Annotated in this window: 18 protein-coding genes; 9 read left to right on the top strand and 9 right to left on the bottom strand. The window is 50.7% G+C overall.

All coding sequences use genetic code 11. The features are described from left to right. Positions 1 to 105 precede the first annotated feature (105 nt). Positions 106 to 1,005 (bottom strand): LysR family transcriptional regulator, encoded by a 900-nt coding sequence (locus ACHHZ7_RS20625; RefSeq protein WP_032943386.1) that lies wholly within the window; start codon positions 1,003 to 1,005, stop codon positions 106 to 108. 107 nt (positions 1,006 to 1,112) lie between these two features. On the opposite strand from ACHHZ7_RS20625, the gene ACHHZ7_RS20620 reads away from it, so the two are divergent. After that, entirely contained in the window at positions 1,113 to 2,366 is a 1,254-nt protein-coding gene (locus ACHHZ7_RS20620; RefSeq protein WP_003832886.1) for an MFS transporter, read from the top strand. A 33-nt stretch (positions 2,367 to 2,399) separates the two neighbouring features. On the opposite strand, the gene ACHHZ7_RS20615 is transcribed toward ACHHZ7_RS20620, so the two are convergent. The 3 genes from ACHHZ7_RS20615 to ACHHZ7_RS20605 form a co-directional block, all read right to left on the bottom strand. Beyond that, positions 2,400 to 3,086, bottom strand: a complete 687-nt coding sequence (locus tag ACHHZ7_RS20615) for a CPBP family intramembrane glutamic endopeptidase (RefSeq protein WP_060682237.1) — start codon at positions 3,084 to 3,086, stop codon at positions 2,400 to 2,402. Between the two features lie 143 nt (positions 3,087 to 3,229). Further along, the gene (locus ACHHZ7_RS20610) at positions 3,230 to 4,720 is read right to left on the bottom strand and encodes an ATP-binding protein (protein ID WP_060682238.1); all 1,491 of its coding nucleotides are present in this window, start codon (positions 4,718 to 4,720) and stop codon (positions 3,230 to 3,232) included. Then, a complete protein-coding gene (locus ACHHZ7_RS20605) occupies positions 4,717 to 5,439 on the bottom strand; it encodes a response regulator transcription factor (protein WP_008784719.1) in 723 nt (240 codons plus the stop codon). The genes ACHHZ7_RS20610 and ACHHZ7_RS20605 overlap by 4 nt, the downstream gene beginning before the upstream one ends. Positions 5,440 to 5,627: 188 nt before the next feature. On the opposite strand from ACHHZ7_RS20605, the gene msrP reads away from it, so the two are divergent. The 5 genes from msrP (at position 5,628) to ACHHZ7_RS20580 (ending at position 10,419) form a co-directional block, all read left to right on the top strand. Next, the gene (gene msrP / locus ACHHZ7_RS20600) at positions 5,628 to 6,632 is read left to right on the top strand and encodes a protein-methionine-sulfoxide reductase catalytic subunit MsrP (RefSeq protein ID WP_003832879.1); all 1,005 of its coding nucleotides are present in this window, start codon (positions 5,628 to 5,630) and stop codon (positions 6,630 to 6,632) included. Continuing rightward, complete coding sequence (gene msrQ / locus ACHHZ7_RS20595) at positions 6,633 to 7,259, top strand: protein-methionine-sulfoxide reductase heme-binding subunit MsrQ (protein ID WP_060682239.1); 627 nt, start codon at positions 6,633 to 6,635, stop codon at positions 7,257 to 7,259. A gap of 47 nt (positions 7,260 to 7,306) precedes the next feature. Then, on the top strand, positions 7,307 to 8,794 hold the full coding sequence (locus ACHHZ7_RS20590) for a carboxypeptidase M32 (RefSeq protein WP_060682240.1): 1,488 nt from the start codon (positions 7,307 to 7,309) through the stop codon (positions 8,792 to 8,794). Between the two features lie 137 nt (positions 8,795 to 8,931). Then, the gene (gene asr / locus ACHHZ7_RS20585) at positions 8,932 to 9,327 is read left to right on the top strand and encodes an acid resistance repetitive basic protein Asr (RefSeq protein ID WP_048214236.1); all 396 of its coding nucleotides are present in this window, start codon (positions 8,932 to 8,934) and stop codon (positions 9,325 to 9,327) included. A 270-nt stretch (positions 9,328 to 9,597) separates the two neighbouring features. Next, on the top strand, positions 9,598 to 10,419 hold the full coding sequence (locus ACHHZ7_RS20580) for a serine protease (protein ID WP_048214237.1): 822 nt from the start codon (positions 9,598 to 9,600) through the stop codon (positions 10,417 to 10,419). Positions 10,420 to 10,453: 34 nt separating this feature from the next. Here ACHHZ7_RS20580 and mdtI read toward each other — a convergent pair whose 3' ends face one another. Together mdtI and mdtJ are read right to left on the bottom strand one after the other, a co-directional pair. Beyond that, entirely contained in the window at positions 10,454 to 10,783 is a 330-nt protein-coding gene (gene mdtI, locus ACHHZ7_RS20575; RefSeq protein WP_003832870.1) for a multidrug/spermidine efflux SMR transporter subunit MdtI, read from the bottom strand. Further along, positions 10,770 to 11,135 (bottom strand): multidrug/spermidine efflux SMR transporter subunit MdtJ, encoded by a 366-nt coding sequence (mdtJ, locus tag ACHHZ7_RS20570; RefSeq protein WP_162623449.1) that lies wholly within the window; start codon positions 11,133 to 11,135, stop codon positions 10,770 to 10,772. The genes mdtI and mdtJ overlap by 14 nt, the downstream gene beginning before the upstream one ends. A gap of 416 nt (positions 11,136 to 11,551) precedes the next feature. Here mdtJ and ACHHZ7_RS20565 point away from each other — a divergent pair, with 416 nt between their 5' ends. Continuing rightward, positions 11,552 to 12,586: an AI-2E family transporter gene (locus ACHHZ7_RS20565; protein WP_060682241.1), complete on the top strand. Its 1,035-nt coding sequence runs from the start codon at positions 11,552 to 11,554 to the stop codon at positions 12,584 to 12,586. A gap of 31 nt (positions 12,587 to 12,617) precedes the next feature. Here the strand turns inward: ACHHZ7_RS20565 and ACHHZ7_RS20560 are convergent, their stop codons facing one another. Continuing rightward, positions 12,618 to 13,814: a multidrug effflux MFS transporter gene (locus tag ACHHZ7_RS20560; protein ID WP_060682242.1), complete on the bottom strand. Its 1,197-nt coding sequence runs from the start codon at positions 13,812 to 13,814 to the stop codon at positions 12,618 to 12,620. Positions 13,815 to 14,076: 262 nt separating this feature from the next. On the opposite strand from ACHHZ7_RS20560, the gene ACHHZ7_RS20555 reads away from it, so the two are divergent. Continuing rightward, the gene (locus tag ACHHZ7_RS20555; protein WP_032943372.1) at positions 14,077 to 14,928 is read left to right on the top strand and encodes an aldo/keto reductase; all 852 of its coding nucleotides are present in this window, start codon (positions 14,077 to 14,079) and stop codon (positions 14,926 to 14,928) included. 41 nt (positions 14,929 to 14,969) lie between these two features. On the opposite strand, the gene pntB is transcribed toward ACHHZ7_RS20555, so the two are convergent. Both pntB and pntA read right to left on the bottom strand, forming a co-directional pair. Next, on the bottom strand, positions 14,970 to 16,358 hold the full coding sequence (pntB, locus tag ACHHZ7_RS20550; RefSeq protein ID WP_003832859.1) for a Re/Si-specific NAD(P)(+) transhydrogenase subunit beta: 1,389 nt from the start codon (positions 16,356 to 16,358) through the stop codon (positions 14,970 to 14,972). Between the two features lie 10 nt (positions 16,359 to 16,368). Further along, positions 16,369 to 17,898, bottom strand: a complete 1,530-nt coding sequence (gene pntA, locus ACHHZ7_RS20545; RefSeq protein ID WP_020996412.1) for a Re/Si-specific NAD(P)(+) transhydrogenase subunit alpha — start codon at positions 17,896 to 17,898, stop codon at positions 16,369 to 16,371. 525 nt (positions 17,899 to 18,423) lie between these two features. Here pntA and ydgH point away from each other — a divergent pair. Beyond that, positions 18,424 to 19,368 carry a DUF1471 family protein YdgH gene (ydgH, locus tag ACHHZ7_RS20540; protein WP_003832856.1) on the top strand — a complete coding sequence of 315 codons (945 nt, stop codon included), beginning with the start codon at positions 18,424 to 18,426 and terminating at the stop codon, positions 19,366 to 19,368. Positions 19,369 to 19,497 lie beyond the last annotated feature (129 nt).

Here is a 19,497-nt window from a genome sequence, read left to right as displayed (position 1 = left end):
CTCCGAAATAATCTGCGGGCTATGGTGAAGCACTTCAATGGCTTCCGTCAACTTTTTACTTAGCCTTGTGATTTACTGCACATTTTCGCCCATTTTTAAACTAAATTAACCGCTCTGAACGGCCGCCAGAAGCTGCTCGCGAAAGCGTTGCGCGGCGTGACTTTGCTCATGATGCTTTGGCCACACTAGCCACATTTCCGAGACAGCATCTTCTTCCGCTATCGGGATCCAACACATTTCATACAGCTGCACCCGTTTAAAAGAAGCAGGAAGTATAGAAACCCCTAATCCTGCGGCCACCAGCCCGATGATAGTCATCGCCTCGCCAACCTCCTGCGCAATCGTCGGCTTCAGTCCATAGCGACGCATCAGGCCCAGAATATCGTCATACAACCCTGTCCCCACATGGGGGTCAAAAAAGACAAATGGCTCATTCGCCAGTTCGGCCAACGTGACCACGGGTTTTTGCGCCAACGGATGCGCACGTGGGATCATTGCCATCAGTGGTTCATGCAGAATGATTTCACGCTCCAGCGTTTCCGGAAGCTGCGTATTACGCAGAAGTCCCAAATCCAGCGTTCCTTCATTGAGCGGGGCAATTTGCTCACGCGTGTTCATTTCACGGGTTTGCATATGCACTGCCGGGTAGCTTTGGCGAAACAGCGATAACGTATCTGAAACCGCTTTGATAAACGGCGCGGACGACGTAAAGCCGATACGTAATTCCCCTGCTTCTCCCAGATGCAAACGCTCAGCCCTGGCGGCGGCTTCATTAACCAGCCCTAAGATCTGCCGACTGTCTGCCAGAAACTGCTTTCCGGCAGAGGTCAGCGCCACGCTACGGTTAGTTCGGGCAAGTAACCGGGCGCCAACCTGCTGTTCAAGGATCTGGATCTGCTGACTTAGCGGCGGTTGCGAAATGTTTAACCGCGCCGCCGCCCGACCAAAATGCAACTCTTCGGCAACGGCCACAAAGTAACGTAAATGACGCAGTTCGATATTCATATTTTTAAAATATTATTTGAGATTATTAATATATTAGACAGAATATTGTGATTTTCATACTCTTAAGGCTGGTCCTGTAGACGTAATTGAATGAGCAAGGATTTCAAGTGAGCCGTACAACAACTGTCGATACCGCGCCAACAAGCGATGTTGATGAACAGATAGTTACCCCGCCGGATGGATTTATCAAACGCGGAACATCCCCATTTATGCGCGTCACGCTGGCGCTGTTTTCCGCCGGACTGGCGACTTTTGCCCTCCTCTATTGCGTACAACCCATACTACCAGTGCTCTCGCACGAGTTTGGGGTCTCTCCCGCAAGCAGCAGTATCTCGCTTTCCATCTCGACGGCGATGCTGGCGATAGGGTTACTGTTTACCGGCCCACTTTCAGATGCTATTGGCCGCAAGCCGGTGATGGTTACCGCGCTGCTGCTCGCCTCTTGTTGTACGCTGCTTTCAACGATGATGACCAGCTGGCACGGTATTTTAATCATGCGTGCTCTGATAGGACTTTCACTGAGCGGCGTCGCGGCGGTAGGGATGACCTATCTGAGTGAAGAAATTCATCCCAGTTTCGTCGCCTTCTCAATGGGCTTGTATATCAGCGGTAACTCGATTGGCGGTATGAGTGGTCGCTTGATCAGCGGTGTGTTTACCGACTTTTTTAACTGGCGTATCGCGCTGGCGGCGATCGGCTGTTTTGCCCTTGCCTCTGCGCTGATGTTCTGGAAAATCTTACCGGAATCCCGTCATTTCAGACCCACATCGCTGCGCCCGAAAACGTTGTTTATCAACTTCCGTTTGCACTGGCGCGACAAAGGTTTGCCGCTGCTGTTTGCGGAAGGTTTTTTACTGATGGGATCGTTTGTCACGCTGTTTAATTATATCGGCTACCGCCTGATGCTCTCCCCGTGGGAGCTCAGCCAGGCGGTTGTAGGTTTGTTATCTGTGGCGTATCTGACCGGGACATGGAGTTCGCCAAAGGCGGGTTCTATGACCACTCGTTATGGTCGTGGCCCGGTAATGCTCTTTTCAACAGGCGTGATGCTGGTTGGACTTTTGATGACCCTGTTCACATCGCTATGGCTGATCTTCGCCGGGATGCTGCTCTTTTCAGCCGGGTTCTTTGCCGCGCACTCCGTAGCAAGCAGTTGGATTGGACCACGAGCAAAACGCGCTAAAGGCCAGGCTTCTTCCCTGTATCTGTTCAGCTATTATCTGGGATCCAGTATTGCCGGTACGCTGGGCGGTGTGTTCTGGCACAGCTATGGCTGGAACGGCGTGGGCGGATTTATCGCCCTGATGCTGGTGTTGGCGTTGCTGGTCGGTGCGCGTTTGCACCATCGTCTGCACGTATAATCCGCGATGCCCGGGTTCCGGGCATCACCTTCATCACCCTGGCTGTAACGTCTGAGCCGCCATCTGCAGAGCAACAACTGTCCCGTTCATCACTATATGCAGCAAAATTGGCATCAACAGACCGTTGCTTTTCAGTCTGGCCAGGATCAACACCTGCGACACAAGAAACAACATCAGCAACGTGCGTAGATCCACATACTGCGTATGCATGATGGCAAAAATGACCGATACCACCACTGACGACAGCCAGGTTTTATTATTGAACCAGTACTGGAACGCGTTGAATAAACAGCCTCTGAAAACAATTTCTTCATAAACTGGCGCGATAAATATCAGGGTCAATGTAGATAACCACAACGCATAACTACTTAAGGATATTTGGCTGGTCACCCACGCTTCGGTTTGTCTAAGCCCCAAAACCAATGGCAGGATAAGCTGAATAAAAAGCAGCGCCGCAAACAAAATGGTAAACCACCTGGCGTTGAAAATGCCTTTGCCCAGCCCCTCTCTTTTTCTAAAGAAGAAATAATACAGCGGAACCAGCACAACAAATTCCAAAGCAAACAACAGCGGAAAAAGTAGCCCTTTGGCAAGCAGGTCCTGACTCGCGGGGAAAAACAACGGGGTAAACGTAAGGCCAAACATCAGTAAAAACATTGAAAAGCAGCCAGCAACTGCTTTAGTCCTGGCGATATACAGGTTGTCGGCATCCTGTGACATACGATCTCCTTGCGCTCATCGAAGATAAGTTGATGAATTACCTATGCATGATAAAAATTCTCATTATCACTGACAACCTACCAACTTTTACGCAATGCCCATGAGTACAATGCCAAAACCCTATTTACTCTGAAACATCACCGTCAACTACTCAGGGGAGAATCCGCCAGCGGCAACGAAAAACGGAAGCAGGCCCCTGCCGTTGAGCTAACCAGGCTGATATCCCCTCCATGCAGTTCGAGCATTCTACGCACGATCAGTAAGCCCAGCCCACCGCGCTCAGCTCGTTTCTCACGGGGAATTAACGCGGTCGGGCGCTGAAACAATACTTTTCGCACAGCTTCTTCTACCCCTGGCCCACTGTCCTGCACTTCGGCGAATAAACGGTCTGCATCACGCCAGACTTTTAACCGTACTTCACCTCCGTCAGGCGTATGACGGATAGCGTTATCCAGCAGATTCGTCACGACTCTTTCTATCATCGATAAATCGGCATTCACCAGCGGTAACGGCCCCATTACGTCCAGGTGCAACTGTAAATGACGCGTGGCAACAGGGAGATCAAATTTCTGCGCCACATCCTGAATCAATTCACCAATAGCAAAACGTTCACGCTGCGGTTTTATACCACCATGCTCCAGCCTTGCCAGCTCAAACAGCTGTTGTGACAGATGGCGAACTTTATGCCCCTGGCGCAGCGCGATGCTAAGATAATGCCGGTTTTCCTCCGGCGTCATCGTATCGGCTTTCAGCGACAGCATTTCCAGATATCCCAGCAGTGAAGTGAGCGGCGTACGTAAATCGTGCGAAATATTGGCTATAAACTCTCTGCGCTGACGATCGCTGTCAGCTAATAAATCCCACTGCTGGGCAATTTTCTGCGCTAACTCAATAAACGCATTGTTCAGCAGCGCAATTTCATTCTCCGGTACCGGTTCGGGATTTTTTTGCGCCAGTTGTTTGATGACGCTAATGCTGTCCTGTTCCAGTTTGACCACCTGCCCAGTCAGCCTTTTCACTGGATTCGTCACCCATCGCCACACCAGGAATCCCGCGATGGCACCGGCTAATAAAACCAGTATTAACGTCCAGGCCACGGTATTCCAGAGCGTTTTTTGCCAGGCGGTATTCGCCAGCATATTCAGATCTTCGCCCTGCAGAATAATGTACAAATAGCCATGTAGCTCACCGTTATATAAAACTGGCGCGGCGCTGAATACCTTTTGCTGGCTGCTACGCGGATCGTTGCCATAGACGGGCAACGCATCTGAATTAAGGAAATCCTGTATCGGCTGTACGCTAATTTTCTGCCGCTGGATATGCCCCGGCGGTGCGGCATCAGCAAGTATTTCACCTGACGGTGAAATCAGATACAGCTCCACGCTGGGGTTGAGCGTCATCAGGTGATTAAACAATCCTTTTAAGGTCTGGCGATTAATCTGCCCGCTGGTATCAATAAGCGACTCACTTTTAACAATCTTGCTCGCCAGCTCCAGCGAGAGCCTTTGCACCATGGCGTCGCCATACTGTTTACTGCTGCGGATCTGGACAACACTGACGGTAACCGCACAAATCAGCATAATGGCGGTAAAGACGAGGGTCAGACGCTGGCTCAGCGACAGGCGATAAATCATGGCTGATGCTCCGCGTTAACCGCAGCAAGCTTATAGCCTCGTCCCCAAACCGTGAGAATAATTTCCGGCTCGGCAGCATCCTTTTCAATTTTGGTCCGCAGGCGATTAATATGACTGTTCACCGTATGCTCATACCCTTCATGCTGGTAGCCCCACACCTGATCTAACAGCGCCTGACGCGAAAAGACCTCGCCTGGATGACGGGCGAAAAAATAGAGCAGATCAAATTCGCGCGGCGTTAAATCGAGGGATTTACCATGCAGCCGGACTTCCCGGGCTAATGGGTCAATCTCTACGCCATGAACGGTGATAATCCCCGCCTCCATACGTAGGTTCTGACTCATCGCTTCCTGACGACGAAACAATGCCTTTACCCGGGCCATCAACTCCAGCACCGAGAAAGGTTTGGCCAGATAATCATCGGCACCCATTTCCAGCCCCAATACACGGTGCGTTTCACTGGTGCGGGCGCTGATGATAATGACGGGCAAATAAAAACTCATTTGGCGAATGCGACGACAAATCTCCAGCCCGTCGACACCCGGCAGCATCAGATCGAGGATAACGGCATCCCAGACGTGTTTCTCCAGTTGTTCAAGCGCACGAGCTCCGTCTGCCTCATGAACAATCTCGTAACCCTCATCCTTCAGGCTAAGCTGCAAAAGTGAGGCAATATCGCTGTCATCTTCCACCAAAAATATCTTTTTCGCGCCTGCCATCAGTGTCATCCCCCTCTCGTCGTGCTGAAAGCTTACCTCAGGCAAGGGGCGGAAGTTATCACAAAATTTTTAACTTTTCGTGAGGATCCAGGGATACGCATGCGAGCAGTATGTCGTTATAGACACGTCAGACATCAACAGGGAAACGTCGCTTGTTTTCCTTAACATGAAAATAAGAAGGAAAAGTCATGCTAAAAAAACGTCCACTTCGGGAAGCAGATGTTACAGCCGAGTCAGTATTTTTTATGCAACGACGACAGATCCTCAAAGCACTTGGGATAGGTGCTGCTGCGGCCACGCTGTCCTCCCCTACACAGGCTAATTTGCTGGATTGGTTTAAAGGCAACGATCGTCCACCCGCACCCGCAGGCAAAGCGCTTGAGTTCACAAAACCCGAACGCTGGCAAAACAGCCTGTCACTGACGCCAGAAGACAAGGTGACGGGCTACAACAATTTCTACGAATTTGGTCTGGATAAAGCCGATCCTGCCGCCAATGCCGGTAGCCTGAAAACCGATCCCTGGACGTTAACCATCAGCGGTGAGGTCAACAAACCTTTAACCTTGGATCATGATGCGCTGACCACACGCTTTCCATTAGAAGAACGTATTTATCGGATGCGTTGCGTTGAGGCCTGGTCGATGGTTGTGCCGTGGGTGGGTTTTCCGTTGCATAAATTACTGGCACTGGTTGAGCCAACCAGTCACGCCAAATACGTCGCTTTTGAAACACGCTACGCCCCTGATGAAATGCCGGGTCAGAAAGACCGCTTTATTGGCGGTGGGTTGAAATATCCCTATGTCGAAGGTCTTCGGTTGGATGAGGCTATGCACCCGCTCACACTTCTCACCGTAGGCGTATATGGCAAAGCATTGCCGCCGCAAAACGGGGCGCCGATACGCCTGACCGTACCCTGGAAATACGGCTTCAAGGGCATTAAATCGATAGTCAGTATCAAGCTGACGCGTGAGCAGCCACCGACGACCTGGAATATGTCAGCACCGAATGAATACGGTTTTTACGCCAACGTTAATCCGCAGGTCGATCACCCTCGCTGGTCTCAGGCTACTGAGCGTTTTATCGGTTCGGGTGGCATTCTCGATGTACAGCGACAGCCCACGTTACCTTTTAATGGTTATGCCGATGAGGTGGCATCGTTATATCAGGGCATGGATCTTCGGGAGTATTTTTAAGTGAGGTTGACTGCAAAACAGATAACCGGCCTGAAAGTGCTGCTGCATCTCGCCGGTTTTTTACCCCTGCTATGGCTCTTCTGGGCCGCGCAGCATGGCGGGTTGGGCGCCGACCCGGGAAAAGATATCCAGCACTTTACGGGCATTACCGCGCTGAAGTTTTTGCTGGCTACCCTGCTGGTATCGCCGCTTGCGCGCTATGCAAAGCAGCCTTTGTTGTTTCGTACCCGGCGGTTGTTAGGTTTATGGTGCTTTGCATGGGCCACACTGCATATAACCAGCTATGCTCTGCTGGAACTGGGTATACAAAACCTGGAATTGTTGGGTCGTGAACTGGTTTCACGCCCATGGCTAATGCTGGGTATGGCCGGTTGGATTATCTTATTCCTGTTGACGTTGACCTCGACACAAGCCGCTCAGCGTAAAATGGGCAAACGCTGGCAAACATTGCACAACTACGTCTACCTGGCCGCCATTTTGCTACCGCTGCATTATCTGTGGTCGGTAAAAGTGTTATCACCGCTCCCTATTATCTACGCCATCAGTTTTGTGGTTCTGCTGGCTTTTCGCTATAAAAAACTGTTACGGAAAACCGGGTACAAAGGTGTGTTTATGAAAAGTGAGTGAATCACGGTAAACTTCTTAACCACACCTAAACAGAACGAGAACAAAAAATGAGTAACAATGATAATTACCATCAGCTCACCCGCACGTTCCAGCGGCTCTCTCGCTTCTCCCACCTCTCGGCAATCGCCAGTTGGGACATGTTTACCATGATGCCGCCAGGAGGCAGTAAAGCCCGAGGCGAAGCGCTGGCCGAGCTGAGCGTGCTTGAGCACCAACTGTTAACCGATCCGAAAGTGGCAATGTGGATCGCCGCAGCGCAACAGGAAGATCTCAACGATGTAGAACAGGCGAACCTGCGCGAAATGTCGCGATTGCATCACCAGGCATCCTTGTTGCCCGAATCGTTGGTAGAAGCAAAATCACTTGCGGGAAGCCGCTGTGAGCATGCCTGGCGTAGCCAGCGACCAGCTAATGACTGGGAAGGATTTTCCGATAACCTGAAAGAAGTTGTGAAGTACAGCCGAGAAGAAGCCCGACTGCGCGCAGAAGCTAAAGGTTGTTCGCCGTATGACGCGCTACTGGACATCTTTGAACCAGGAATGACCAGCGCTCAGTTGGATGTCCTTTTCGCAGACGTTAAAAGCTGGCTGCCCGATCTGCTAAACAAGGTGGTGGCAAAGCAGTCTCAGCAATCGCTCATCGCCCCGGTAGGTCCCTTCCCAACAGCTGTACAGCGAGAGCTGGGTCTTGAAACAATGGCACAGCTAGGTTTCGACTTTACCGCTGGTCGGCTGGATATCAGTGCACATCCTTTCTGTGGCGGCGTACCAGAAGATGTTCGCATTACCACCCGCTATGATGAAAACGAATTACTCAGCGCGCTGTTTGGCGTGATCCATGAAACCGGTCATGCGCGCTATGAGCAAAACCTGCCACGCAGCTGGTCTGGGCAACCTATTGCTCTGGCACGCTCAACCGCCATTCATGAGTCCCAGAGTCTGTTCTTTGAGATGCAACTGGGACGCAGTAAAGCCTTTCTGATGCGGTTGATTCCGGCTGTAACGCGCCACTTTGGCGATCAGGCAGCGTTTGAAGAAAGCAATTTCATCGCCTGGAACCAGCAGGTCAAACCCGGGTTTATCCGTGTTGATGCCGACGAGGTAAGCTATCCCGCTCACGTGATCCTGCGTTATGAAATCGAACGTGCGCTTATTAATGGCGATATTGAAGTGGATGATATCCCGGCATTGTGGAACGAGAAAATGCAGGCCTGGCTGGGGCTGTCAACGATCGGAAACTACCGTAACGGTTGTATGCAGGATATTCACTGGACTGACGGCGGCTTTGGCTACTTCCCTTCCTATACCTTAGGCGCCATGTATGCAGCGCAGTTGTTCAGTGCCGCTAACCGCGCAATGCCTGATTTGAATCAGTCTATTGCCCAAGGTGAGTTTGGTGCTCTGTTTGACTGGTTACGTCAGAATATCTGGCAGCATGGCAGCCGCTTTACTACTGAACAGCTTATTACCCAGGCGACCGGAGAGCCGCTCAGCAGCCGTTATTTCCGTTCTCATCTGGAAGCCCGCTATTTGTAATCTCATACCGTGAGTCATTGTACATATCGTTACACGCCGAAACCAATGACTCACGGAAGCCCTGTGTTTACAGCGATATAGTTATTTCAACGGCCCCGCAGTGGGGTTGAATGAAAAACCAAATCGAGGGTATGAGAATGAAAAAAGTATTAGCTCTGGTTGTTGCCGCTGCTATGGGTCTGTCTTCTGCTGCTTTTGCTGCTGAAACAACTGCTACTACCGCTCCGACTGCTGCTGCAACCACCAAAGCAGCGCCGGCAAAAACCACGCATCATAAAAAACAGCACAAAGCAGCGCCGCAGAAAGCGCAGGCTGCCAAGAAACACGCTAAAAAATCCACCACTAAACCGGCTGTAGAACAAAAAGCGCCAGAGCAGAAAGCTCAGGCTGCTAAAAAACACACCAAAAAAGCAGCAACCAAGCCAGCAGCAGAACAAAAAGCACCAGAGCAGAAAGCTCAGGCCGCTAAAAAACACACCAAAAAAGCCGTAAAACACGACACCGCTAAACCAGCAGCTCAACCTGCAGCATAACGCATTTGTAGTCACTATGGCGTCCCCCACGCCATAGCATACGGCGCTAGATCAACCTGATGTAGCGCCGCCTTTCGGAGGGTAAAATGGTGTCACATTACCGCTTTGAGTTCATTCTTATTACTCTGATAATTTGCGCCCTCATTGCCATGCATTTTTATCTTTCCTGAGTGTAGTTATCTGATTTTACTCCCACTTTCTCGCCGTCCCGTCTATAGTATTAACTGAGGGTTTGCTGTTTATAATCATAATTCCCCACCAGAGTGTGATATGCATAAAACCATTGCTGTATTACTGGGCTCAATTTGTTTTTTTCCTGTTGTTGCGCATGCGGATCAGCCAGCAACGACCACCGCTGAAGCAGAAAACATAAAAACGCTGTTTTTTGGTCATGACGATCGCACGAAAGTAACGGACCCAACGCAATCACCGTGGGACGCTATCGGACAACTGGAAACCGCCAGTGGTAATCTGTGTACCGCCACGCTCATTTCACCGCATCTGGCCCTGACTGCCGGACACTGCTTGCTCGCTCCACCGAAAGGCAAACCGGATAAAGCCGTCGCGTTACGCTTTGTGTCGAAAAAGGGTGTCTGGCGCTATGAAATCCATGGAATCGAAGGACGGGTTGATCCCTCACTCGGTAAGCGTTTGAAAGCCGATGGCGATGGCTGGATTGTGCCGCCATCAGCAGCCCCGTGGGATTTTGGTCTGGTGGTGCTGCGTTACCCGCCTTCCGGAATCACGCCCCTACCATTATTTGAAGGTGATAAAGCGGCGTTAACCGCGGCGTTGAAAACCGCCGATCGTAAAGTCACACAGTCGGGCTATCCGGAAGATCATCTGGACGATTTGTACACCCATCAGGATTGCGTGGTGACCGGCTGGGCGCAGAATACCGTCTTGTCGCACCAGTGCGACACGCTACCGGGCGACAGCGGTTCACCATTGATGCTTAAGACAGATTCAGGCTGGCAGTTGATTGGCGTACAAAGCTCCGCTCCGGCGGCAAAAGATCGCTGGCGAGCCGATAATCGCGCCATATCCGTGACCGGTTTTCGCGATAAGCTGGAAGAGTTGGCGCAGGAGTAACATATGCTGCCCGCATTAACGGGCAGCACGGATATCAGGCAAGTTTAATCATCACCATTCCGGCCAGCAGCAGCGCCACGCCGATCCAGCCTTTATTATTCAGGCGCTGACCAAACAACACCCAACCAGCCGCTAACGTCGCGGCAATCCCAAACCCGCCCCACAAAGCGTAGGCAACAGAAAGGTCAATACCTTTTACCGCCTGCGACAGCGCGCTAAAGGCCGCTAACACGGCAGCCAGCGACAGCACGCCATAAATTTTGCGGCGAAATCCATCAGAAAATTTCAAAAAGACGTTAGCGACTATTTCCAGCACGATGGCCATGCCAAGCCAGGCACCATGAACCCACTCAAACTGCTGCATGGGTCACCTCTTTGCTCGTTTTGGCAGGTTTTCGAGTACCAGACTTGATCAGCACAATGCCTAATACCAGCGAGACCAGTCCAGCCACTTTCATCGTGGACAAGGTTTCGTCAAATAACAACACACTAAACAGCGTAATAAATAAAATACCGATACCTTCCCACAAGGCATAGGCCACACCAAGGGCAATTTTTTTAACAGCGAAACTAAGAAAAATATATGATAAGGCGATCATTACCAGCATTAAAATAAAGCCTGAATTACCATGGCCAACGCTTGCCCATTTCATTGACAGCGTACCAGTAATTTCAGCCGCGATGGCCAGACCTAATAATATCCAGTAAAACATGATGCTTCTCCTGCTTGAGAATATAGTCCTTTGGGCCTACTGCATGCAGTAAACCAAAAAATAAAATTAGTTAGCTCAGCGCACAGCGCCAGCTCAGGCAGAAGAAGGGACTAAAGCGCGTTGCGCCAGTGTTGCTCACCCGCAAGCAAGAAAGTGGAGGAGGTACGAAGAAGTGTAGGTAAACGCAAAAACATCCTGAACATATTGTCCATAATATTACAATTATCCGCAGTGTTGCTTCTCATCATCGCGGATGATAATTGTCCTCGGTAGTTAAACACAGATGATTTGTATCATAGCTTCAAGACGAACTCAAAGTCTTTTCACTTCTTTACCTGCCCCGTTTGATTTTTGTTATAACGGCTCGACGCAAATCACATTATTATGCAGATTCAAAAATGAAAAATGCGGGAATACACATGGCGAAACCGATCATCACGCTTAACGGTCTAAAAATAGTCATTATGCTGGGCATGCTGGTTATCATCCTGAGCGGTATTCGCTTTGCCGCAGATATCATCGTCCCCTTTATTCTGTCGTTATTTATAGCCGTTGTGCTCAATCCCGTGGTGCAGCGGATGGTCAAGCTTCGCATACCGCGCGTAATTGCGGTGTCATTGCTTATCGTTATTATTGTAATGTTAATGGTGCTGCTGTTGGCGTATTTAGGTACATCCTTAAATGAACTTGCGCGAACGCTACCGCAATATCGCTCTTCACTGGTTATCCCACTGAAAAATCTTGAACCATGGTTACAACGCGCAGGGATCGGCGTTTCCGTGGACGAGCTCGTCAAATATATCGATCCGAACGCGGCAATGACGCTGGTGACCAATTTACTGGCGCAGCTTTCAAATGCTATGTCATCGATATTTTTACTGCTACTGACGGTAGTTTTTATGCTGCTGGAAGTACCGCAATTGCCCAACAAACTCAAACAAATGATGAGTCGCCCCATTGAAGGTATGGCGGCGATTCAACGTGCCATCGACAGCGTCTCCCACTATCTGGTGCTTAAAACGGCAATCAGCATTGTGACCGGGTTGGTCGCCTGGGGCATGCTTGCTGCATTGGATGTGCGCTTTGCCTTTGTCTGGGGATTACTGGCCTTCGCCCTGAACTACATCCCTAATATCGGTTCTGTATTGGCGGCCATTCCCCCTATTGCTCAGGTGCTGGCATTCAGCGGTCTTTACGATGCGCTGGTGGTTCTGGCAGGCTATCTGGTCATCAACCTGGTATTCGGGAATATCCTCGAGCCGCGGATCATGGGCCGCGGGCTGGGGCTGTCCACGCTGGTAGTATTTCTGTCGTTAATCTTCTGGGGCTGGTTGCTCGGTCCCGTGGGGATGCTGCTTTCTGTGCCGCTGACCATCATCGTGAAAATCGCGCTTGAGCAAACCAACGGCGGTCAAAGTATTGCCGTACTACTTAGCGATCTGAACAAAGAATGAGTTTTCGCCCCGCCATTGCGGGGCATTTCCTTTATCGTTTCACGCGGAAAGCCAAAACGGCGCTTAACAGCGTAAATAGCGCTATTATCCACGCCATGGTCCAGGGCGTGCCATCACTGAAGGCGGCCAGCAGCAACGATGAGATAATACCGCTGCCATATTGCAACGCGCCAATCAGCGCCGAAGCTGAACCCGCAATGTTCGGTACCGCGTCCAACGCCGCGGCAGTCGACGTCGCGGCAATAATGCCATTCATCGAGAACAGCAGAAAAATGGAAACGATAATGGCAACAATTCCGCCTGACTCCAGCTTAACCATCAGTGCAAGCGCCACTGCGGCCAGCGCCGCCAGCATCGTCGCATATTTCAGCAGTTGTTCCAGAGCATGTCGTTGAACCAGACGACGGTTAACCACGCTCATCGCCATAACACCGATAATGTTTAGCGCAAACAACCAGCCGTAATGCTGTGGATCAACATGGTAATAGCTAATATAAACAAACGGTGACCCGGTAATAAACGCGTACGCACCGACGTAATAAAACGTCAGGCTCAGGGTATAGCGCATAAAACGCCCATTCGTTAACAACGAGCGGTAATTACGAAATGCGCCAGCCAAAGAGGCTTTCACTCGTTTATCTTCCGGCAATGTTTCGGGCAGCCAGTTTAGGGAGATAAACATCAGCGCACCAATCACCACCAGCAGCCAAAAAATTGAGTGCCAGGTGCTCAGGCGAATAATTTGCCCGCCAATCAACGGTCCGGCGATTGGCGCAATCGCCATAACCAACACCAGGGTCGAGAGCATTTGCGCCGCACGAGTACGTGCAAAGAGATCGCGGATCATCGCTCGCGCCAGCATAGGTCCGGTACAGGCTCCAAGCGCCTGAAATACCCGCCAGAAAACAATTTGCGTGATACTTGTAGACAGCGCACACCCTGCGGAACCAATGATAAATAGCACCATGCCGATAAACAGCGGCTTGCGCCGCCCCATATGATCGCTAATCGGCCCCCAAATCAACTGTGCGATAGTAAAACCAATTAAGAAACCAGTAATCGTCAGCTCAACATTGCCATGTAAATCCTCGGCCATCGTCGGCATTGCTGGAAGATAAATATCGGTAGAAAGCGATGTAAAGGCCATCAGGCCACTGAGGATCAGAATAAAAGTAAGACCGGTCTGGCTTGCGGTAGTTACCGGTAAGGCATGTTCACGTGTACGCATAGTGCCCTGTCATGTTCTAAAAAGTCAGGTCGCAGTATATAGACAACGTATTGCCGTGATTAGACGGTTAAAACCGCATGAGTTTATGAACTGAAATCATGAATGATGAAATCATATGCGTCATATTTTGTGACTGACTTCCAACAATTACCTTTCAGAAATGAATTCTACTCATAGGTCCATGCGAATTTCACAGACTAATCGTATCAACACAGATTTGCTAATCTGCAGCCAATGCAACGATGATGCTCAGGAGAACCCAATGAATACAACAGTTCTGAATAACGGAGTTGAGATGCCCCTGCTCGGATTTGGCGTTTATCAAATGACTGATGCCAGCGAATGTGAGCAAGCCGTACGGGATGCCATCGATACAGGATATCGCCTGATTGATACCGCAGCCTCCTACCAGAATGAAACTCAGGTCGGCAATGCACTTAAGCAAAGCGGAGTCCCCCGCGAGGCGCTTTTTGTGACTACCAAACTGTGGTTACAGGATACCAACTATGCAGGTGCAAAGGCGCAATTCGCACGTTCTCTGCAACGGCTTCAACTGGATTATATTGACCTTTATTTGATTCATCAGCCCTATGGCGATGTGCACGGTGCCTGGCGCGCGATGGAAGAATTATATGAAGAAGGGAAAATCCGCGCGATTGGCGTGAGTAACTTTCATCCGGATCGTCTGGCGGATTTAATCGCTTTCAACCGCATTATTCCAGCCGTTAACCAGATTGAGGTGAATCCTTTTCATCAGCAACCGCATGCCGTAGCCTGGATGCAGAGCCGGAATATTCAACCGCAAGCCTGGGCGCCGTTCGCTGAAGGACGCAATGACCTGTTTCAGAACCCGGTCTTAGCGGCTATTGGTGAAAAATATGGCAAAAGCGTTGGTCAAGTCGTGCTGCGTTGGATTTATCAACGTGGGATTATTTCGCTGGCGAAAACCGTGCGTAAAACGCGGATGGCCGAGAATATTCAGGTGCTGGACTTTGCCCTAACGGCGGAAGAGATGACGCAAATTGCCGCGATGGACAGCGGAACCAGCGCGTTCTTCTCGCATCGCGATCCGGCTCGTGTGGAATGGATCACCCAACGTAAACTGGATGTTTAAAAAAACGGCCTCCGCAGAGGCCGTCTTACTTTTACTGGCAATTACAGCGCTTTCAGGATCGCATCCACGCTGGCTTTGGCATCGCCAAACAGCATATGGGTGTTATCTTTAAAGAACAGCGGGTTCTGCACACCTGCATAGCCGGTGTTCATTGAACGTTTGAACACAATTACGTTCTGCGCTTTCCACACTTCCAGCACCGGCATGCCGGCGATCGGGCTGCGCGGGTCATCCTGCGCAGCCGGGTTTACCGTATCGTTGGCACCAATGACCAGCACGGTATCGGTATCGGCGAAATCATCGTTGATCTCATCCATTTCCAGCACGATGTCATAAGGTACTTTGGCTTCCGCCAGCAGCACGTTCATATGACCTGGCAAGCGCCCTGCTACCGGGTGAATACCAAAACGCACTTTGATGCCGCGCGCGCGAAGTTTCTCAGTAATTTCCGCGACCGGATACTGTGCCTGAGCCACTGCCATGCCGTAGCCCGGGGTGATGATCACGGAGTGCGAGTTCTTCAGCATTTCTGCTGTGTCTTCCGCAGTAATCTCACGATGTTCACCCACTTCTTCATCAGACCCGGTAGAAGAACCGTCAGAACCAAAGCCGCCCGCAATAACGCTGAAAAATGAACGGTTCATCGCCTTACACATAATGTAAGACAGGATCGCACCAGAAGAACCGACCAGCGCACCGGTAACGATCAGCAGATCGTTGCTCAGCATAAAGCCCGCCGCCGCCGCCGCCCATCCTGAATAGGAGTTAAGCATTGAAACAACAACCGGCATATCCGCACCGCCAATGGACGCCACCAGATGCCAGCCAAAAGCCAGTGCAATAATGGTCATCACCAGCAGCGCCAGAACCTGCAGGCCCACACTTTCGGTACGAACAAACACCACCAGCAGCAGGAAAGAAACAACCAGCGCCGCCAGGTTCATTTTGTGACGATTCGGCAGCATCAGCGGTTTAGAGGAGATCTTGCCGCGCAGTTTGCCAAAGGCCACCACAGAACCGGTAAAGGTCACCGCACCGATGAAGATACCCAGGAACACTTCCGTCAGGTGAATGTTCACCAGAATCGGCTCCAGGCCCGTATCGTGATACAGGTAGCTGTTGAAACCCACCAGTACCGCAGCCAGACCGACGAAGCTGTGCAGAATTGCCACCAGCTCCGGCATCTCGGTCATTTCGACTTTCTTCGCCAGACGAATACCAATCGCGCCGCCGATGATCATCGCTACCAGGATCCACGCAACGTTGCCGGTATCCGGACCAAAAATCGTGGCAATCAGCGCAATCGCCATCCCGGCGATGCCGTAGTTGTTACCCTGCTGAGAGGTTTCGTGTTTCGAAAGCCCCGCCAGACTAAAAATAAACAGGATCGCGGCAACAATGTATGCAGCTGTAACTAATCCTCCAGACATATGTTACCCCTTAGTTTTTCCGGAACATTTTCAGCATGCGCTGAGTCACGGTGAAGCCACCGAAAATATTAATGCTGGCAATAAGCACCGCGATAAAGCTCAGGAAACTCACCCAGCCACCCTGGCCAATTTGCAATAACGCCCCAACCACGATAATCCCCGAGATGGCGTTAGTCACAGACATCAGCGGAGTATGCAACGCATGTGACACATTCCAGACCACGTAGTAACCCACCACGCAGGAAAGCGCGAACACCGTAAAGTGACCAAGGAACTCTTTCGGCGCGACGTCGGCGAGCCAGCCAAACAAAATCACTACCAGCGCCATCAGCGCATATTTGCGCCACGGAGAGACAGGTTTTTTCTCTTCTTTCGGCGCAGGTGCGGCTTTTGGCGCTGCCTGCGGCTGAGCAGAAACCTGGATCGGCGGCGCAGGCCAGGTGATTTCACCATCACGAACCACCGTGACACCACGCACAACCACGTCGTCAAAATCGACAGTGATATTGCCGTCTTTCTCTTTACACAACAGTTTGAGCAGGTTGACGAGGTTCGTGCCGTACAGTTGGGAAGACTGCGTTGGCAAACGGCCAGGCAGATCGGTATAGCCGATAACCTTCACCCCGTTCTCGGTGGTGGTCACTTGATTAGGCACGGTATATTCGCAGTTACCGCCGTTTTGCGCGGCAAGATCGACAATTACGCTGCCCGCTTTCATCGAATCGACCATTTCACGAGTGATCAGTTTCGGGGCCGGTTTGCCCGGAATCAGCGCTGTGGTAACGATAATGTCGACGTCTTTCGCCTGCGCAGCGAAGAGTTCCATTTCAGCTTTGATGAACGCTTCGGACATCACTTTGGCATAGCCATCGCCGCTGCCCGCTTCTTCTTTAAAGTCCAGTTCAAGGAACTCTGCGCCCATACTCTGCACTTGTTCCTTCACTTCCGGACGGGTATCAAAAGCGCGCACGATAGCGCCCAGGCTGTTTGCCGCACCGATCGCCGCAAGACCTGCCACACCCGCACCAATCACCATGACCTTGGCAGGTGGAACCTTGCCTGCGGCGGTGATCTGGCCGGTGAAGAAGCGACCGAATTCATGTGCAGCTTCAACAATAGCGCGATACCCGGCGATGTTCGCCATCGAGCTTAAGGCATCCAGCGACTGTGCGCGCGAAATACGCGGCACGGAGTCCATCGCCATGACCGTCACGTTGCGCTCTGCAAGTTTTTGCAGCAGCTCAGGGTTTTGCGCGGGCCAAAGAAAACTCACCAGCGTCGTGCCCGGATTGAGTAACGGAATTTCCGCCTCCTCCGGCGCATTGACCTTCAGGATGATCTCTGACTGCCAGACTGCATTTCCATCAACAATTTCTGCGCCTGCTTGTACAAACGCCTTATCGTCAAAACTCGCCAGTTGACCTGCACCGCTTTCAACCGCGACGCTGAAACCCAGTTTAAGCAGCTGCTCAACCGTCTTCGGCGTGGCTGCAACGCGGGTTTCATTGGTTAACCGTTCTCTTGGTATGCCAATTCGCATAATGTTCCCTTCCATCTGTAATTATGATGATGGTTTATCAATGTTCGCACGAGGCATGCGCGCACTCTCGAGAGAGGTCAGTGTTACCTCAATAAAATAAAACAGTAACAAACTCTGTATAACCTACTGAAAATGACGCCTGTGATCTAGCGCCAAAAAACAGTATTTATTATGAAATTCGCGAAATAGAGATGAATCGAACCTCAGACAGATAAAATGCCCTAAAAATAGCCCACAAAGGCTGATAATTCGCTCAAGCGAAGCGGCAAAACATGATTACCTACCTGCCAAAAACAATTGATTAACATTAAATTAACTTATGAAATTCAACTGCTTTATCAGTTTTGGTCACCAAACGCCGAAATTTTCGGCATATCACAAAATGTTATCGCTGTTGTTACCTAACGTGACACGATGAGTGAAAAATGACGCAGACACTGACACAATTTAAATGCAATAATCAGCGACGTTTCTAGTCAATAACAATACCAGTACCTGGTTTGCGCAAGGCGAAGGATTATTTTTATGAAGCTTAAGAACACTCTCCTGGCGTCCGCACTAATTTCTGCGACTGCTTTTTCTGTAAATGCAGCGACAGAATTGACGCCGGAGCAAGCGGCTGCCCTGAAACCCTATGACCGCATTGTGGTCACCGGTCGTTTTAATGCTATCGGTGATGCGGTTGCTGCCGTTTCACGCCGTGCAGATAAAGACGGTGCAGCCTCCTTTTATGTTGTTGATACCTCAGATTTTGGCAGCGGCGGTAACTGGCGCGTTGTTGCCGACGTCTATAAAGCCGACGCTGAAAAAGCGGAAGCGTCAAAAAACCGTGTCATTAACGGCGTTATGGAATTGCCAAAAGATCAGGCCGTTCTGATAGAACCTTACGACACCGTTACAGTGCAAGGTTTCTACCGTAGCCAGCCTGAAGTAAACGATGCCATCACCAAAGCAGCGAAAGAGAAAGGTGCTTACTCCTTCTATATCGTGCGTCAGGTCGATGCCAACCAGGGCGGCAACCAGCGTATTACTGCATTCATCTATAAAGCTGATGCGAAAAAACGCATTGTACAAAGCCCTGATGCGATCCCAGCAGATTCAGATGCTGGTCGTGCCGCATTAGCAGCAGGTGGCGAAGCCGCGAAGAAAGTTGAGATCCCGGGCGTAGCAACTACCGCTTCTCCGAGTGCTGAAGTCGGCCGCTTCTTCGAAACGCAATCTACCAAAGGCGGACGTTACACTGTCACGTTGCCTGATGGAACCAAAGTTGAAGAACTGAACAAAGCGACCGCCGCCATGATGGTACCGTTCGACAGCATCAAGTTCACCGGTAACTACGGCAACATGACGGAAGTCTCTTATCAGGTAGCAAAACGCGCAGCGAAGAAAGGCGCGAAGTACTATCACATTACCCGCCAGTGGTCAGAACGTGGTAACAACGTGACGATCAGCGCCGATCTGTATAAGTAATACCCAATGCCTTATCAGGTCTACAGTCCTTGTAGACCTGATAATTTCGTGCAGTTCTGTTTCCAGACTAAACAAAAACAGCAGTATTAAGACAACTTTTCACACTATTAGTCACAAATCTCTCTATCC

The sequence above is a fragment of the Citrobacter freundii complex sp. 2024EL-00216 genome (assembly GCF_043945515.1).
Taxonomy (GTDB): Bacteria; Pseudomonadota; Gammaproteobacteria; order Enterobacterales; family Enterobacteriaceae; genus Citrobacter; species Citrobacter portucalensis.
The sequence above is the reverse complement of the archived record's forward strand: the minus strand, read 5'-3'. Positions and strand labels throughout refer to the sequence as shown.

Bases quoted from the DNA above. Each gene is read 5' to 3' on its own strand.
- ACHHZ7_RS20625 (WP_032943386.1), bottom strand. From the start codon at position 1,005: ATGAATATCGAACTGCGTCATTTACGTTACTTTGTGGCCGTTGCCGAA.
- ACHHZ7_RS20615 (WP_060682237.1), bottom strand. From the start codon at position 3,086: ATGTCACAGGATGCCGACAACCTGTATATCGCCAGGACTAAAGCAGTT.
- ACHHZ7_RS20610 (WP_060682238.1), bottom strand. From the start codon at position 4,720: ATGATTTATCGCCTGTCGCTGAGCCAGCGTCTGACCCTCGTCTTTACC.
- ACHHZ7_RS20605 (WP_008784719.1), bottom strand. From the start codon at position 5,439: ATGGCAGGCGCGAAAAAGATATTTTTGGTGGAAGATGACAGCGATATT.
- msrP (WP_003832879.1), top strand. From the start codon at position 5,628: ATGCTAAAAAAACGTCCACTTCGGGAAGCAGATGTTACAGCCGAGTCA.
- ACHHZ7_RS20590 (WP_060682240.1), top strand. From the start codon at position 7,307: ATGAGTAACAATGATAATTACCATCAGCTCACCCGCACGTTCCAGCGG.
- asr (WP_048214236.1), top strand. From the start codon at position 8,932: ATGAAAAAAGTATTAGCTCTGGTTGTTGCCGCTGCTATGGGTCTGTCT.
- ACHHZ7_RS20580 (WP_048214237.1), top strand. From the start codon at position 9,598: ATGCATAAAACCATTGCTGTATTACTGGGCTCAATTTGTTTTTTTCCT.
- mdtI (WP_003832870.1), bottom strand. From the start codon at position 10,783: ATGCAGCAGTTTGAGTGGGTTCATGGTGCCTGGCTTGGCATGGCCATC.
- ACHHZ7_RS20565 (WP_060682241.1), top strand. From the start codon at position 11,552: ATGGCGAAACCGATCATCACGCTTAACGGTCTAAAAATAGTCATTATG.
- ACHHZ7_RS20560 (WP_060682242.1), bottom strand. From the start codon at position 13,814: ATGCGTACACGTGAACATGCCTTACCGGTAACTACCGCAAGCCAGACC.
- ACHHZ7_RS20555 (WP_032943372.1), top strand. From the start codon at position 14,077: ATGAATACAACAGTTCTGAATAACGGAGTTGAGATGCCCCTGCTCGGA.
- pntB (WP_003832859.1), bottom strand. From the start codon at position 16,358: ATGTCTGGAGGATTAGTTACAGCTGCATACATTGTTGCCGCGATCCTG.
- pntA (WP_020996412.1), bottom strand. From the start codon at position 17,898: ATGCGAATTGGCATACCAAGAGAACGGTTAACCAATGAAACCCGCGTT.
- ydgH (WP_003832856.1), top strand. From the start codon at position 18,424: ATGAAGCTTAAGAACACTCTCCTGGCGTCCGCACTAATTTCTGCGACT.